The following is a 16,722-nucleotide window of genomic DNA, read 5'->3' on the forward strand; positions in this document are numbered from 1 at the left end:
CATAATCTCCCTTTGTTTATTAATTATACTACTTAAGATATTTTTCTAAACTTTCTAAGTTAAGTGGAATTCTTGAATTATTTTTTAACAATTCAAGTAAGGTTTTTCCATTTGGACTTAGTTTCTTTAAATTTTTTGATTTTTGCAACATAGTTTCAATCATAACTATCGAGCTACTATACAGAGATGCATACTCCAACGGAGTCCAGCCTTGGTTATTTTCTTGATCTACTGAAAATTCACTCTCAAGTAACGCGTTCAAAACTTCTAAAGAAGGATTGTATCTGGCAGACAAGTGCAATGCACTATTCCCATCAGCATCATTGATTGCTTTCATATTTTTATCTCTAGATAAAACCAGCACCATGACAGGGTTTGAATTGTATCTAGCGGCCAGTAGCAGTGGTGTCGCCAATGACTCACTTTCTTTTTTATTTTGTTTTACACCAATACTTATTAAATATTCAAGCACACTGGAATTTGGCCCATATCGAGCCGCGGTATGCAGGGGTGTGTAACCAACTGAATTAGTTGCTTCAATTTGGACTCCAGATTGAATCAAGAATTTTGCTATTTGAATATCGCGACTGTTCATTGCAACTAAATGCAATGGCGTATTACCAATAATATCTTTTTCATCAAAATCTACACCAACTTCTTTTAATACTTTAAATAAAGAAGTGTCACTACTTGAATTAGATAGGATATGAGCTAAATTCCACTTTTCTTTTTTAGTAACTATTTTTACATCATCACCTGATTTAACTAATGCTGTCAGCGCATAAAGATTATTTGATTGGCAGGCAAGCTGAATCGGACGATAAAGTTTATTATTGTCTATCTGGGGATTTGCACCGGCTTGAAGTAAGGAGATAATAACATTAAGATTAAAATTTGAACTAGCCGCAAGCGCTAACGGAGTATTCCCATCAATATCTTTAGCGTGTAAATCCAGGCCCAATTTTACTAATGATTCAATCACTTCTTTTGAAGAATTATTTGCAGAAGCTATGTGAAGTAGGTTTCTTTTTAGTGGATCTTTTTCTTGAATTGAAAAGCCCTGTAGTAACAGAAACGTTAACGCATCACTATTTATATTTGACTTTACAGCATGTTGTAGAATTGAATATGGGCTTTGACAAATAGCTGTTTTTTTATTTAATTGTTGTATAACCCATTGCAATGTTGCAGAGTTATAATTGGTTGCAATTGCTAAACATTGCCAATCAAAACCATCATCGGTTGTCAATTTTTGATCTTTTGCATGTCGTAACAACACTTCCAACACTTTAGGGTTGCTGGTTTTTTGCGCAGCCAGGAGTAATGGGGTGTAACCGTTTGCATCTACATGTCTAAAATTAGCACCTCGATCGAGCAAATACTTAACTAGTAACTCTGAAGGATTGTTAGCTACCGCGTAATCTAACACGGTCCATTGGCTAGTTTGATTAATAACGGAATTGATATCCATCCCGCTTCTAAAAAAAGCTTCTGCAATTTTATGATTTGGATTTAAAGAAACTGCAATCATAAAAGGATTTAAGTCTTCTTTATTTCTGTAGCCAGAACTTGCACCACGCGCTAACAATAACTCTATGATGCGAGGGTCTTTAGCAAACTGTGCGGCAATATGAAGGGGGGTATTATTATCTTGATCCCTCAGATTCATATCAAAAGCTGCGTTAATTAACAATTCTGCAGTTTTATAATCATCTACAAAACGAGCGGCAATATGAAGAACGGTTTGCCCGGTTGCATCACGTAAATTTATACTCGCTTGTTTTTTAAGTAATAATTTTGTAGTTTGATAATCGGGACGCAATCGCAAACCAATCATAATTGGGCTCATTCCCCATTTTTGTGTTCTTGCGTCAATGTTTGCGCCTTCTTGGATAAGTGCGTTTACTATTTCAATACTCGGCACAAACCTAGTTGCGACATGGAGCGGTGTCCAATTATCTTCAGCAAGACTGTTTACTGAGATTCCTAGTTTAATAATTTTCTTTATTATCTGTGGATTTGAATTGTATTGAGATGCTACATGGAGTGAGGTAAGGGAAAGTTTGCTGGTTCTAATCGAAATATCACAACCGGCATTTTCTAATTGATCTAAAAGTTCAGGGTTTGTAGCGAACGCCGCCGAATAATGAAATACTGTCCAGCCATTTTCATCTAACGAATTAAGCTCTTCTTTATCCTTCACTTCTGAAAGTTTAAGCGCCAGAGAAGCTGTTGTTGCTGATTTCCAGAAAATGTCTGAGCGTAACTCTGATTTTATTTGAGCGTAACTTAAAGGCACGGCACAAAATCCACACCATAGTAAGAGAGCCATTAATAATTTTCTTGTCATGCTTATATTTTAACTCACATCAGAAACGGTTATACTTTGTTTCCAGACTAAGGTTTGATTAGCGCCAAGAGTAACAGGGTCTACTTGTGCTGGTTCAATGCAAATAAAATGTAGTTCACTTCCCATAGTGATATCGGAAAAATTCTTTGTGGTAGCTAATGGATTCCATATGACCCAATCGGCTAATCCAATTTTATTAATAGTGATTTTCCTAAGATATTGGTAGCTAGAATCAATTAACTGAACCATATCATTAGAACGATAGACGCGATCTAAACAACTTAAATCACTAATTTTCAACTGATTCGATTCATATTTTCCGTTTACCTTATTAAAATACGAAGCTCCACTTAATCCGGTTAGCGTAACGGTATTTATATCACTTATTGCATAATAGGTATGAAACCCTCCCGAACAAGTCACACTATGGTCGCTGGTATTCAAGATAGTTAGTTCTTGGTGCAACATATTAGACTCACTTGAAGCAGTGATTAACAAAGTTAAAAAATAACTGTCTAACCGATTAGTTTTATCTGTGACTGTGGTAGATAGTTGAACTGAGACAGTTGTTAAAGTAGTGGTAATTTTTTTAATATTCCAATCCTGAACTCTTGCGTAACCATGATTTTGATAACCTTCTCGTGTGGCAAACCATGGAAAACAAATTGGAATTCCCCCTCTAATAGGATCAAATGATTTATAATCTACATCTGATTTCCATAAAATAGATGGCGCGTTTAAAATTGGGAACCAATCTAATACATGGGCTCCAAACTTAGAGATGGTTAAGTATTTATTATTTAGGGCAGATCGTACTTCAATTAAATCAAGGTTAGTTTGTTCATCTTTATTTAAACGGACACGCACAAGTCAATGTTGTAGTCTATCAATCTCGTCTTCAATTTTTTTACATTCGTCACTATTTAGATATAGAAACATTCTTGATCTTCTATACAAATAATCTTCGGCCTTTTTTACATGCTCATGGTTTACTACATAGGCTAGTTCTTTTGCAAACACACCTGGAGCAATTTCTTTACCTAGATCTTTGATAGAAGTACAATGATTGAGCAGTAACCCAATTCTTGAACCATATACATGCAACCATCTATCCAATACTTCAACTGGAAGCCAATAATATCTTTTTTTATATATTTCCAAAATATCTGCTTTGCTTTCTTGTTTTGGGTAACTCTCACTTCCAGGTAAGGCCACATCCTTAGTCCAAGTAAGCTGTGTATTTCCTAATGCTTGTGCAATATCATTTACAATACTTTCACTTACTAAGCGATAGCTAGTTAGTTTTCCACCATACACATTGCACCACCATGTACGGCGATACTCTTTACGCTCATAAAAGTATTCTCGTGAAGCATCACGCATGGTTTTGCTTGAAGGTAGTAAAGCCCTGACACCACTAAAACTCCACAGTATGTCAGATGATTTTGGTTTATATAAAAAATATTTTCCAACAATTTCTAAAAGATATTCAATTTCTTGGGTTTCTATTTTGCACTCTCGTGGTTCATGAGCAAAGGGCAACTCAGTTGTACCAATTAATGAAAAAGAATCTTCAAATGGAATAACAAACACCACCCTTCCATCATAATTCATAAGTAAATAACTGTGATCACCTTGGTACAGCGCGGGAACTACAATGTGGCTACCTTTAACAAGTTCTGGTAGTCGTTCTGGAGCGTAGGCATGCAGGGGGTTAAGATCCGATTGGTTTTTTATCCATGGTCCAGTTGCTTGAAGCACTACTAAAGATTTAATTACTATTTTTCTTTTTTGCTCATCAACAAATGTAAGTACCCAGTGGTCATATTTTTGCTCAACAGATACACATGTGGTATAGGTATAGATCAACGCACCATGTTGTTTGGCGCTTAAAACATTTTCCACCACTAACCGAGCGTCATTGGTACGACAATCTCCATAACCAAAACCACATTGAATATCAGTACGTAGGTTAGGATTTTCTTTATCCCATTGCGTTTTCGTAACATACCTGCCTTTTGGTGTGTTGTTAGTGGCGCCGGCAAGATAATCATATATAGCTATTCCAGTTCTAAGCAGTAACCTTGAACGGCCATTTTTTCGCCAAGGAATTCTAAATTCGCTTTGCCAACATAAATGAGGAGCAATATTTTGAAGTATAGTTCTCTCACTAAGACTTTCTTTTACTAATGAAAAATGAAAATTTTCTAAATAGCGTATGCCGCCATGTAATAATTTAGAACTATATGAACTTGTTCCAGATGCTATATCATTGCAGTCTATTAAAGCGGTTTTTATCCCTCTTCCAGCAGCGTCTCTGGCCACACCAGCACCAATTATGCCGCCCCCTAAAATCACTAAATCGACTTGCAGCGCTGTATCAGTCATTTTATCTACGGCAATAAGTTAAAACAGAAGATATTGCCCCACTCCAATTTTGCAAAGCTTTGACTCTAGTGTCATGATCCATATTTGGATTATGTATTGTACCTTTATTCTTAATTTTTTGTAGATCGCCAAGTTGGTTTAGAAATCCCTTGCCTAACATTGCAAGATACAATGCTCCTAATGCGGTAGTTTCTGGTATTCGCGAAATCACGACTGGCATATCTGTAATATCTGCTAAAAATTGTACTAACCAATTATTTACAGTCATGCCTCCATCCACATTCAATTGTTTAGGTAGTATTTTGGTTTTTTTAAACAAGGTAAGTATATCTTGCGTTTGATATGCTACTGATTCAAGCGCCGCTCTGGCAATATGTGCTTTATTAGTTGAGCGAGTGATACCAACCAGTGAGGCTTTTGCATTCGCTTCCCAGTATGGTGCGCCTAGTCCTGTAAATGCTGGCACAAAATACACCCCGCCATTATCTGCAAGCGGAGATACAAGTGCTTCAATTTCATCAGCCGAAGATATTATTTGTAATTGATCGCGTAACCACTGCACTGATGTTCCAGCATTAAAAATAGATCCTTCTAATGCGTAACTTAAAGTGTTATTATTTGACTTTAAACCATACCCTATAGTAGTGAGAAGCCCATCAATCGGAGCTGGAACAGCTAAACCTACATTCATAACAATAAAGCAACCTGTGCCATAGGTTGATTTTATTTCACCTTGATTAAAACACATTTGCCCAAAAGCAGCGGCTTGCTGATCACCAGCACAACCAGTGACAGATACCGAATAAGATAATCCAAAAGATTTAGTTTCTAAAAAATGGGAATCACATAATTGGATAGTCGGCAACATAGATTCTGGAATTGTAAATAATTCCAGCAATTCTTTATCCCAAGCGCCAGTATGTATGTTGCAGAGTAAAGTTCTACTTGCGTTAGTACAATCAGTAACATGGGATTTTCCATTAGACATTAAGTACATCAGATACGTATCCACTGTACCAAACGCGAGTTCACCTCGCATGGCTTTTTGACGAGCCCCATCAATAGTATCTAAAATCCATTTTATTTTTGTTGCCGAAAAATATGGGTCGATCAATAACCCAGTTTTAGCACGGATAAGTTTTTCATGGCCCTGTTCTTTTAATGTTTCACAGTATTGGTTTGTTCTACGATCTTGCCATACAATTGCAGAATAAATTGGCACACCAGTTTTTTTATCCCAAACTATGGTTGTTTCACGCTGATTGGTAATACCGATAGTTTCAATGTGTAAATCATGTTCGTCTGCAAATTGTAGAACTTTGAGACAGGCTTGCTCAACTGAGTTCCAGATTTCATTAGGGGCTTGCTCAACCCAACCTAATTGCGGATAGTAGGTTGGAAACTCATTCTGTGATTTTGCGATTGGATCGCCTTCCAATGAAAATAACATTGCACGAGAAGATGAAGTTCCTTGATCAATTACTAAAACACACTGCTGGTGCTGGCTCATGATTTAGCCAAGTGAGATAGCTACTTCTTTAGCAATCATCGCGCTGACACGCACATTTGACTCTTCAGTAACTCCAGCAATATGGGGGCTGCATAAAAGATTTCTTACTTGGGCAAAAGGCTTAGCTTTTTCCCCTACAATAGGTTCATGCTCAAATACATCAAGCGCCGCTCCAAGAATTTTTTTATTTCTCAATAAATCAATAAGTGCTAGTTCATTGACTATACCACCGCGAGAGGTATTGATAAGACAAGCAGTAGATTTCATTTTTTCGAGCAAGTCTCGATTGACTAAGTTTTTAGTATTATCAGTAAGTGGTAAGTGTATGCTAATTATATCCGCGCTTGAAAAGAGTTTAGTCAGAGAAACATTTTCGCACTGTTGTTTGGTAAAAATAGATTGGTCCACAAAAGGATCATGCGCCATCAACGGGCAATTAAAAACCCCAGCTATTCTAGCGGTCTCCCTTGCAATAGCTCCAAATCCTAAAAATCCAAAAACTTTGCCAGATAGCTCCTGCCCAATCATTTTATTCCTTGGCCATTCGCCATTTGCAGTTAATTCACTTGAGACAAAAGCATTTCGCAATAAAATAAGTGCGGATCCAATTACATACTCCGCAACAGATCGATCGTTTGACCCTGTCGCAGGAATTACTGTAATTGCTCTTTTTTTGCACTCATCAAGTGAGATATTGTCCAACCCTACACCTAATCTACCTACTACCTTCATATGTGGTGCTAGGTTAAGTAATTCAGCAGTAACTTGGGTACGATTACGGACAATTAACGCATGAGCATTATTTAATTCTCGTTTTAATCTTTCAGGATCATCTACTAGAGTAGCATCAAAAACAACTTCATAATTGGACCGTAACGATTCAACCGCTTCAATGTTCATAAACTCAGAAATTACAATTTTTTTCATAACTAATACTCCCTATTTTTTAGCTAACTCATTTAATTCTTCATACAAAATATTAGAAATGGATAATCCCTGTTGCTTTGCCTTTTCTCGAAAGGTTAATCTTGAGATTCCTGGTAATCTGCCTTGTGGGGCGGCGATTGCATACTCACGCAACAAATCTTTTACTCTATCCAAATACCCATTACCTTCAGAAATAATCATTGGATTAATAGCAATAAAAGTATGCCCGAGGTCTGGAAAAGTACCTCCAGGTTCAAGTAATGAATCCGCTTCAACACTTAATTTAGAATTTGTCAAGCATGCACTATACAACTCAACCATAAGTGCTAGTGCCGAACCTTTAGCTCCACCTATTGCTAAAAGACTTCCTCGCAAAGCTTCTTCCGGATCTGTAGTAGGTTTGCCTTGTTTATCCACCGCCCAATCAGGAGATATTTTTGTACCTTCTTTTTTTGCTTTGACAATTTTTCCCCGTGCTACTACAGAAAGCGCCATATCAATCACTAAAGGAGATTTATTTTCAGGCATAGGAAAAGCACATGCAATCGGGTTAGTCCCAAAAAAAGGTTTTATCCCCCCATAAATTGCCATTGCACTTGGAGTATTGCCGCAACACCATCCAATCAGGCCGGCTTCAGCAAGCTGCTCCACATGCAACCCCGCCTGACCAAAATGGTGTGAATGGCGAATTGTAGAAATTGCAATACCATATTTATTAGCAGATTTTTTGAGAAAATCTAAAGAAAGAGTAATAGCTGGATAGGAAAAACCATGGTCGGCATCGGCAATTGAAACCACCGGTGTAACTTCTTTGAGACTTGGGATAGCTTTGGTATTGATCTTTCCTGATTTAATTTGAACTATATATGAACCAACTCTAATAAGCCCATGCCCAACTTGGCCATCAATTTCTGATTGAACTAAAACTCGAGCAACTTGAAACGCGGTATTCTGATCAACAGAAGCCGATATAAAAGCTTTTGTTGCTAACGCAGTAGCATCATCTATAGATAATGTGATATTACTCACAAATTGAGTTATGCACTTCTATAAAGTTTTGTCATGACAAATTCTCTATGTCTTAGCGCTTCAGCCGCAGTTATCCTTCCGTTAGCTGTTCTATAAACCATGTCAACCAACATATCCCCAGCTTTATCGAGGTCTATTTGTAATGTCATTATTCCGCTTACATCAACATCAATATGCTCTCTCATAGTTCTTACGGTTCTTGGGTTTGCGGTAATTTTAATAACTGGAATAATTGGATGACCGATGACATTACCTTGTCCAGTCGGAAAAGTATGCACGACAAATCCAGCGGCAGCCATTAGAGTAACGCATTCTGCCGCAGCAGAAGAACTGTCCATAAAGTACATGCCATTACCTTTTGTAGGGGCCTCAGCGGGCTTAAGCACATCAATAAACTTGACGTTTTTACCAATTTTTTCTAAGTTGCCAAGTGCTTTTTCTTCAATAGTTGTCAACCCTCCTTCTATATTTCCCTTGGTGGGCTGACTATCAGATAAATCAGAAGTTTTATGTTGCTCAATTACTTCAGTTTGATAACTCTGCCAGGTACTGAGAAATTTTGTTGCAATTTCACTTGAAATTGCTTTTTTAGCACAGAGTTGCTCTGCTCCAGTAAGTTCAGAAGTCTCGCCAAAAACGCCACAAACACCTAATGGTATTAACTTATCATACATATTTCCAACAGTAGGATTTGCACCTAAACCAGAAGTAGTATCAGACTCCCCACATTTTGTAGAGACCCATAATTCTGAAATTGAACATTCTTCACGCACTAATTCAGAAGCCTGATGCACAAACTCTTTTGCCGCGCGAGAGGCGTTCATAATTGTCTCAAAATCTCCATGCTGTTCAATTGAGAATCCAATTACTGGCTTTCCAGTTTTAGCAATTCCATCTACGACAATTTTTGTCCAACCTGGCTCAATGCCGATTACTACACAAGCAGCTACATTTGGATTTGCTCCAGTACCAATAATTGTTCTAAAGTGTAATTCTAGATCTTCGCCAAACTGTAAGCGACCATAAGAATGAGATAGCGCTATAGTGCCAAACACATTCGCAGCCACAGCCTCACATGCTGCATTTGATAAATCATCTACCGGTAATATCGCAACATGATTACGAACACCTACTCTTTTATTACTTCTGCGATAACCATAAAATATATTTTTTGACATAGTATCCCCTTTTACCAACGTTTAGTTTTTAAATTGTGAACATGTACATGGTCGCCTTTTTTAATAGGCGCCACTACCTTACCGATATCTGCACCATATTTAATTACGGTATCTCCTACTGCGAGATCGACGAGCGCTATCTTATGACCAATTGGCGCGCTCTGATTGCAGGTAAGTGAAAAAGTAGCTCCGGAATCTAACACAGCACAATGCATAGTTGTGTTCTTTTCCAAGCCTTCAATAACAATCACACCAACAGAATCGCCAGAATGATGTACTAATAAGTGAGGTTTATTCATAAATGTTTCTCCGAAGTGTTAGTTCTAGTTAAAAAGATTATATATATTATACATGAATGGAGGTTTAAATTAAGTAAAATATAAGGGTACTATGCCACACCACCCTACATACAGCCCACTCTATCAACAAATATACACAACATTATTAATGTGGATTAACAGCGGTAGATGGAAATTAAATCAAAAACTACCCAGCGAACCTGATCTAGCTTTAGAGCTTAATGTGAGCACCGGGACAATTCGAAAAGCGCTTGATCAACTATCCAATGAAAAAGTTGTGATCAGAAAACAAGGGAAAGGAACATATCTCAATGAATTGAATGTTGAAACAAACTTATTTTTATACTTTAAGTTCTATGATCTGGTTGGTAAAAGAATTCATCCAACCAGCAAGTTTATTTCAAAAAAAACAACAAGTCTTGGAAATAATTTAGCCAAGCATTTTAATGCAAAACCAAACGAGCAGGCACTTACCATTACCAGACTTAGATTAAACAACAATGTACCATTAATTTATGAAACAATAACTCTACCGTTTTCAATTTATGGTCCATCAATTGAAAGAGAAGAAATCCCCAATACGTTATATCAATTTCTACAAAAAAAATATTTTGTCACAATTCAGAAAGCGCATGAGACTATATCAATTGAGTCTCCTACTCCTGAAATCGTCAAACTTTTAGCAATCAAACCCTCATGTCAATTGCTTAAAATTGTTAGAAACGCTGAAGATTTGAAAGGAAGAATTGTTGAACATAGAGTCACCTTCGCTAATACCTCACTTGCGCAGTATAAAATCACACTAGGTTAACTAAAGTATATTGTATCTGCAGTAGTATTAACAGTATAATTAAACATACTATACCTTAAGATAATACTATGATACCTGAAAGTCGAATAAACAAAATTAAAGCAAATGAAAATATAAGGTTTATCAAACAAAATCCTCACTCTGTTGCTTTACATACTTCAGCAAAGCATTTGTGGCAAGGGGTGCCAATGCACTGGATGGCAGATTGGTCTACCCCAGTGCCTTTGTTTGTTTCTAATGCAAGAGGCGCTACATTTAATGATGTGGATGGACACACCTTAATAGATTTTTGTTTAGGTGATACCGGGTCAATGTTTGGGCATTCACCAGAACCAATAGCTAACGCTATAAAAGACCAAGCAAATCAAGGGTACACGTATATGCTCCCCACAGAAGATGCAATTATTGCTTCAAACTTGCTGAGCAAAAGATTTGGACTTGACTATTGGCAATTCACCACTACTGCAAGTGACGCAAATCGAGCTGTGATCAGATGGGCAAGGGAAATCACGGGAAGAAAATTAATTCTTTGTTTTGACGGTTGCTATCATGGGATTGTAGAAGATACGCTCGTGCGTTACTCAGCAGAGGCCCCACATGGTACCAAAATGAGGGAAGGTTTGATTGGGCAAGTTTACGAACTTTCAGAATACAGTCGATCCATTCCTTTTAATGATCTTACTTTATTGGAAGACGCATTACGAAACAGAACAATTGCCGCGGTAATTACTGAGCCCGTTATGACCAATGTGGGTATGGTATTACCTGAGCCAGGATTTTTGCACTCGCTAAGATCGCTTACCAAGCAATACGGGACATTACTAATAGTTGATGAGACACATACTATTTCAACTGGCATTGGTGGTTGCACCTCAGAATGGAAATTGCAACCGGATTTTTTTACCCTAGGTAAGCCCATCGCAGGCGGATTACCTTGTGGAGTATATGGAGTTACTCAAGAAATCTCAGAAAAAATGAACCAGATTAAAAATAATAAAACTCATAGTACTGACGGACATGGACATAGTGGCATGGGGACTACCCTATCAGCCAATGCCTTCACCCTTCACTTAGTTAAAGTAAACCTTGAAGAAGTCATGACGGAAAAAGCCTATGAAGATATGAAATCAAAAGCCACCGTACTAGCTAACGGAATTACAGAAGTAATTTCTAGAAAATCACTGCCTTGGTGTGTTACTAACATTGGTTCAAGAACTGAATTTCAATTTTGCTCTTCCCCTCCAAAGACTGGGAAAGAGGCAATTTCTGCATTTAATGACTCGCTCTCCCAAGCAATCCACTTATTTTTAATCAATAGGGGTATCTTAATTACCCCTTTTCACAACATGATGTTGGTTTGTCCAGAAACCACAGCGCAAGATATTCAAAAGTTAATTGACTGTTTTGAACAAGTTACCAAGGAGTTACTTCATGATTAATAGCCATCCACAAACTGATTTTGCTCACCCAGAAGAAATAAACACTTTTCTTTCTGCTCACCCTGAGATTTCATTATTTGAAATTTTTCTCGTTGATCCAAATGGAGTGCTTAGAGGTAAATGGTTAAAACGAGAGGAAGTTGCTGCGATATACCAAGAAGGTAGACCACTTCCCGCTTCCATTCATTCACTAAATACATTAGGTGAGGATGTAGTTGAAACAGGATTAATCTGGGATGTTGCAGATTGTGATTGTAGGGCATACCCAATTGCAAACTCAATCAGAATACAACCTTGGCGATCACTCCCTACTGCAAGTATACAAATCATGATGCATCCTACCGAAGGGATGCCTGCCTATTCTGGCGATCCAAGAGGGGTTCTGCTTAACTTGCTCCAGCGTTTGGCAATAGATGACCTAATCCCAGATATTGCGATTGAGTATGAATTTTATATAATTGATCCAACAAAAAAACTAGCTAGTCAAAAAGGCACTCCATTTTATGCTCCGCTTGACGAACTTAACCAAGTATATGATCTTAATGGTATAAACAACAATGAAAAATTTTTTACAGATATATACCGATCCTGTGAAGAACAACGACTACCTGTACGCACCGCAATTTCTGAATATGGTCCTGGACAACTGGAAATTACGCTTGAACATCAGGCCAACGCATTGCTTGCAGTAGATCAAGCCATTGCACTCAAACATCTTATAAAACAAGTAGCAAGAAAATATAATTACCTTGCTACTTTTATGGCAAAGCCTTTTAGTGAGCTGAGTGGAAGTGGGATGCATCAACATATCAGCCTTGTTGATACGCACCATCAAAATCTTTTTGCAAGTGAGCGACCTTCAGGTAGTGAATTAATGCATCACGCTATAGCAGGAATACTACAACACGCTCAAGAGTGCGTTGCAATTTTTTGTCCGACTGGAAATTCTTACAAAAGATTTCAATCACTAAGTTATGCCCCAACCCATAATAATTGGGGAGTGAATAACAGGACTGTTTCTGTACGAATACCCACTGGATCATCACAGTCAAGACATCTTGAACATAGAATTTGCGGAGCCGATGCTAATCCTTATATTACATTAGCGGCAACTCTAGCTTGCATGTATCAAGGCATTCAACTTAAACTTCAACTTCCTCCAGAACAAAAAGGCAACGCCTATGATGACGCTTCATGTCCGACTCTTTCCTTCCAATGGCAGGAAGCCCTTGATCATTTCTCCAAATCAACTTTATTAGAATCTATGCTTGGGGAATCTTTTCATTCTATCTATCATAAGATAAAAACACAAGAATGTAAATCTTATAACTCCCAAGTTACTCAACTAGACCATGGTTGGTACTTTAATATTTAATCGATATAAAAGATAAAATCAAATTTCAATCTATTAAGTGAAGAGCAACTAAAATCCCTCACTTCACATTGAACAGGCGTAACAGCTCTGAACACAAACTCACCATATTCTTTTAGAGGGACAACAGGTCCTATTCCTAACTCAGTGAAGAAAAGTGACCCATTAGTTTTTGAACTATTAGCTTTACCTAGACTTACAGATACTAATACACCTAAGCCACGCTCATCCCTATATCCGAATTGCCCAACAATAGCAACAGAAGAAACCACAACTCTATGCGATGACTTTAAGATAGTTCGCCTACCAATTTCAAGACCGCCTCCACCAATAAATCTATCAGCTCCAACAGGTTTCAAATAACCGACTTCAAAACTTTGAGAACCCCACCGCGAACGATTAATAATTTTATCATTAGTAACTTTGAGATCTTTTGTAGAAAAAGAAACAACAGAATCTGCATAATTTTCCACAGCCTTATTAATGTAAGATACATCTGCTGTATTACTGAATGACATACCTAAATAAATCCCATTAAATGTATTCCTAGGAACATATTCAATACTCCGTACTCCAACGAGCAAACCACGAGATTCCTCATCCTCTGCCACTGCCACCAATGACATCAAACTACACACCAACACTAACAAACTTTTATACATTAAGAAACCTATTTTAACCTAAATACCAAGCATGGTATCATGCTATACTTAATAACATTTTGATAATTCATAATGAATAAATACTACGGCTTACTTTTGATTTTTTTATCCACAGGCTGCTTCCAACATGCAATAGCACAAGAGCCAACTAAAAATCAAAATTCTCAAGCAACAAAGCAATCAGAACAAATTCTACGAGATAAAACTGCACAAGAAAGGCAAAGGGACATAGAAAAGAAAAAGAGTGAGAATAACCCCCCTATCAAAAGTGCCAAACCTATCCTACCTTCCACTGGCAAACTTGAAGATGCCTGCAGACAAATCTCAACCATCAATATCAAAGGAATAACATTACTAGATACAGATGATGTAATAACGATCATAGAACCATATCAAGGCACTTGTCTTGGTGTCGATGAACTAAACACTATTCTTAAAAAGATTACTTACCTATACATAGAAAAAGGATATGTTACCTCACGAGCACTGTTGCCAGAACAAGATTTAACCGATAGTATTCTTGAAATTATCGTACTAGAAGGTTTCTTAGAACAAATTATCATTGATAATCAAGTTGATAAACACCAAAGTCAAATTGATTCTGCATTTCCGAATTTAATCGGACAAATACTAAATCTGCGCGATATTGAGCAAGGGCTAGATCAAATTAACAGACTATCGTCTAACCATGCTAAAATTAATTTAATCGCAGGTGACAAGACTGGATCAACCAAACTAGCGGTACTGAGAAACCAATCAGATTTTTTTCATGGTGTGGTCACAAGTGACAATTTAGGTTCTGATACAACCGGAAGAAATCAAATACGATTAACCCTCAATTTTGACGATCTCTATGGTCACAATGATGCGTGGGGGCTCTCTTATCAACGCACCTCAATCAACCATCCATTGTTTTTTTCTAAAGATCAATATAGCGAATACATCTCAATCACTACTTCTTTTCCCTATGGGTACTGGTTATTTGATTTTAGCACTTCGCTCAGTACTTACTCCACCACAGTGCAAGGTAGTTTTGAAACCATTATCTCATCTGGCAATTCTCGCAACAATAAACTGGGCGTCTCTGTGGTAGCGCAAAGAGATCAAACCTCTATTCTAAAACTATCTGCCAACCTAACTTGGAAAAAATCAGAGAACTATATATTTAGTTATAAGCTAGATACTTCAAGCCGTACGATAACCACTGCTTCACTAGAACTTTATCACACACTTTATCTTTCCACCGGTCAATTCATAACCTCAATTAGCTATAACCAAGGGCTTCCATTATTCAACGCCAATAAAGATGAATCAGATCAATATTCCCCTAAATCACAATTCAAAAGTATTTCAATAGTATTAAACTCCGCAACTACTTTTCCCATTGATGATATCACCAGTACATTCAACTGGCAATTTACTGCACAGTATTCACCAGACCTTCTCTTCGGTTCAGAACAAGTAGGCTATGGAAGTTACTCAACTGTAAGAGGTATCCGTGAATCAGTACTATTTGGCAATAGTGGAATGCTTATGCGCAACGACCTCTCATTTAGACAACAACCTTTCCAAGACCCCGATACTACACAAATAATCGGCATAGCAGAATACTACACTTCACTTGACTTTGGACTCATACCAAAACAAGGCATATACCAAACCCAACAAGAAACACTAACAGGATTTACCCTAGGCGTACGATTTCTAGGAGGTATTTTTAGCATGGACATATCCTATTCTGAAATCATCAACCACTCCCCCAACATCACAGACAGAATAACAAACACCAGCGTATTCAACATTATCACCAATGTGTCATTTTAATAAATCCATAGAGCATGCCAAAAATAAACACTAATAAGATTAAAATACATATAAAACAGGAGATTGTATGGCTACAAAACTTATCAGTTATAAATTAAATCAATTATTGATTTTGACAATACTAACTCTCGGATTTAGCACTCTAGCAATTTGCGAAGATGGTGAGGGGGTGTGGAGTATTGGAATTGGTGGTGGTTTTGGCAATACGATTAAATCGAAAGAAACAAATTACGCATCGTATGGAAAATATTATACTTATGTTAACAATGAACAATATGACGGAATTAATTATACTCACACATTAGATACGAATTTTGGCTACCAATTTCAAGCTGACTATTTATTTTATTTTGACAATGATTTTATTATAGGCGCAGGTGCTTCATACACAAATTTTAAATCAACCTATACACTATCAATCAATTACTTTTACAAAAATCCGACAGACGGTATTACTTATCCCAGCAAAGGTGCCCCTTCAAAATCCTTTGAAGCAGGTGATATTTCAGGAATTGATAACCGTGGATTTCAGTTACACCTTATTTTAGGCGGTAGGCTATCTGATGAATTTGATTTACTATTTCGTTTGCAGTATCAATCTTTTTCATTATCTAAAACAGAATCAAAAGACTCTACCAAAACTATAACTAATTTCAAAGATGGCTTAGCAGAGAAAACAAATGACTATGCGATTGTATTTAATATAAAACTAGATAATGGTGATTCAGTAAGCATTGATTATGTATTAGGTGCCTCAAAGAAAGAGTTAAATAATTGTGGTGGTAAAGATAAATTTTTCTGTGAAGGAAATACCGATAGTATCATGATTAAATATAACTTCGTCTTGTAATGTAAAACCACTGCAGTAATCTCACCATTGGCACCATAGCAAGCAGTGGCAATGTCGCATTAGCTGCCAAAGATACCATAACG

The 16,722-nt window shown here is 37.2% G+C and carries 14 protein-coding genes; 5 read left to right on the forward strand and 9 right to left on the reverse strand.

The window, feature by feature from the left end:
• Positions 1 to 28: 28 nt before the first annotated feature.
• Genes QM538_07140 through QM538_07175 form a run of 8 tightly spaced genes read right to left on the reverse strand, consistent with a single transcriptional unit; the run spans position 29 to position 9,681 of the window.
• Positions 29 to 2,350, reverse strand: a complete 2,322-nt coding sequence (locus QM538_07140) for an ankyrin repeat domain-containing protein (protein MDI9348259.1) — start codon at positions 2,348 to 2,350, stop codon at positions 29 to 31.
• Between the two features lie 9 nt (positions 2,351 to 2,359).
• Positions 2,360 to 3,217 carry a hypothetical protein gene (locus QM538_07145; GenBank protein ID MDI9348260.1) on the reverse strand — a complete coding sequence of 286 codons (858 nt, stop codon included), beginning with the start codon at positions 3,215 to 3,217 and terminating at the stop codon, positions 2,360 to 2,362.
• 3 nt (positions 3,218 to 3,220) lie between these two features.
• Entirely contained in the window at positions 3,221 to 4,738 is a 1,518-nt protein-coding gene (gene glpD, locus QM538_07150) for a glycerol-3-phosphate dehydrogenase (protein ID MDI9348261.1), read from the reverse strand.
• Position 4,739: 1 nt separating this feature from the next.
• The gene (gene glpK, locus QM538_07155; protein MDI9348262.1) at positions 4,740 to 6,248 is read right to left on the reverse strand and encodes a glycerol kinase GlpK; all 1,509 of its coding nucleotides are present in this window, start codon (positions 6,246 to 6,248) and stop codon (positions 4,740 to 4,742) included.
• A gap of 3 nt (positions 6,249 to 6,251) precedes the next feature.
• Complete coding sequence (locus QM538_07160; GenBank protein MDI9348263.1) at positions 6,252 to 7,175, reverse strand: hydroxyacid dehydrogenase; 924 nt, start codon at positions 7,173 to 7,175, stop codon at positions 6,252 to 6,254.
• A 12-nt stretch (positions 7,176 to 7,187) separates the two neighbouring features.
• Positions 7,188 to 8,204 carry an Ldh family oxidoreductase gene (locus QM538_07165; protein ID MDI9348264.1) on the reverse strand — a complete coding sequence of 339 codons (1,017 nt, stop codon included), beginning with the start codon at positions 8,202 to 8,204 and terminating at the stop codon, positions 7,188 to 7,190.
• Between the two features lie 8 nt (positions 8,205 to 8,212).
• Positions 8,213 to 9,382, reverse strand: a complete 1,170-nt coding sequence (locus QM538_07170; GenBank protein ID MDI9348265.1) for a UxaA family hydrolase — start codon at positions 9,380 to 9,382, stop codon at positions 8,213 to 8,215.
• 11 nt (positions 9,383 to 9,393) lie between these two features.
• Positions 9,394 to 9,681: a UxaA family hydrolase gene (locus QM538_07175; protein MDI9348266.1), complete on the reverse strand. Its 288-nt coding sequence runs from the start codon at positions 9,679 to 9,681 to the stop codon at positions 9,394 to 9,396.
• Between the two features lie 91 nt (positions 9,682 to 9,772).
• Here QM538_07175 and QM538_07180 point away from each other — a divergent pair, with 91 nt between their 5' ends.
• From QM538_07180 to QM538_07190, 3 genes are all read left to right on the forward strand, one after another.
• Complete coding sequence (locus QM538_07180; GenBank protein ID MDI9348267.1) at positions 9,773 to 10,492, forward strand: GntR family transcriptional regulator; 720 nt, start codon at positions 9,773 to 9,775, stop codon at positions 10,490 to 10,492.
• Between the two features lie 68 nt (positions 10,493 to 10,560).
• Positions 10,561 to 11,931, forward strand: a complete 1,371-nt coding sequence (locus tag QM538_07185) for an aspartate aminotransferase family protein (GenBank protein ID MDI9348268.1) — start codon at positions 10,561 to 10,563, stop codon at positions 11,929 to 11,931.
• On the forward strand, positions 11,924 to 13,306 hold the full coding sequence (locus tag QM538_07190; protein MDI9348269.1) for a glutamine synthetase family protein: 1,383 nt from the start codon (positions 11,924 to 11,926) through the stop codon (positions 13,304 to 13,306). Before QM538_07185 ends, QM538_07190 begins: the two co-directional genes overlap by 8 nt.
• Here the strand turns inward: QM538_07190 and QM538_07195 are convergent.
• A complete protein-coding gene (locus QM538_07195; protein MDI9348270.1) occupies positions 13,303 to 13,965 on the reverse strand; it encodes a hypothetical protein in 663 nt (220 codons plus the stop codon). The two genes, QM538_07190 and QM538_07195, sit on opposite strands and share 4 nt — an antisense overlap.
• Positions 13,966 to 14,037: 72 nt before the next feature.
• Between QM538_07195 and QM538_07200 the strand changes: the two genes are divergently transcribed.
• On the forward strand, positions 14,038 to 15,789 hold the full coding sequence (locus QM538_07200; protein MDI9348271.1) for a ShlB/FhaC/HecB family hemolysin secretion/activation protein: 1,752 nt from the start codon (positions 14,038 to 14,040) through the stop codon (positions 15,787 to 15,789).
• A gap of 67 nt (positions 15,790 to 15,856) precedes the next feature.
• A complete protein-coding gene (locus QM538_07205) occupies positions 15,857 to 16,639 on the forward strand; it encodes a hypothetical protein (GenBank protein MDI9348272.1) in 783 nt (260 codons plus the stop codon).
• Positions 16,640 to 16,722 lie beyond the last annotated feature (83 nt).

It is taken from the genome of Candidatus Methylacidiphilales bacterium (genome assembly GCA_030054035.1).
GTDB lineage: Bacteria > Pseudomonadota > Gammaproteobacteria > JASGCS01 > JASGCS01 > JASGCS01.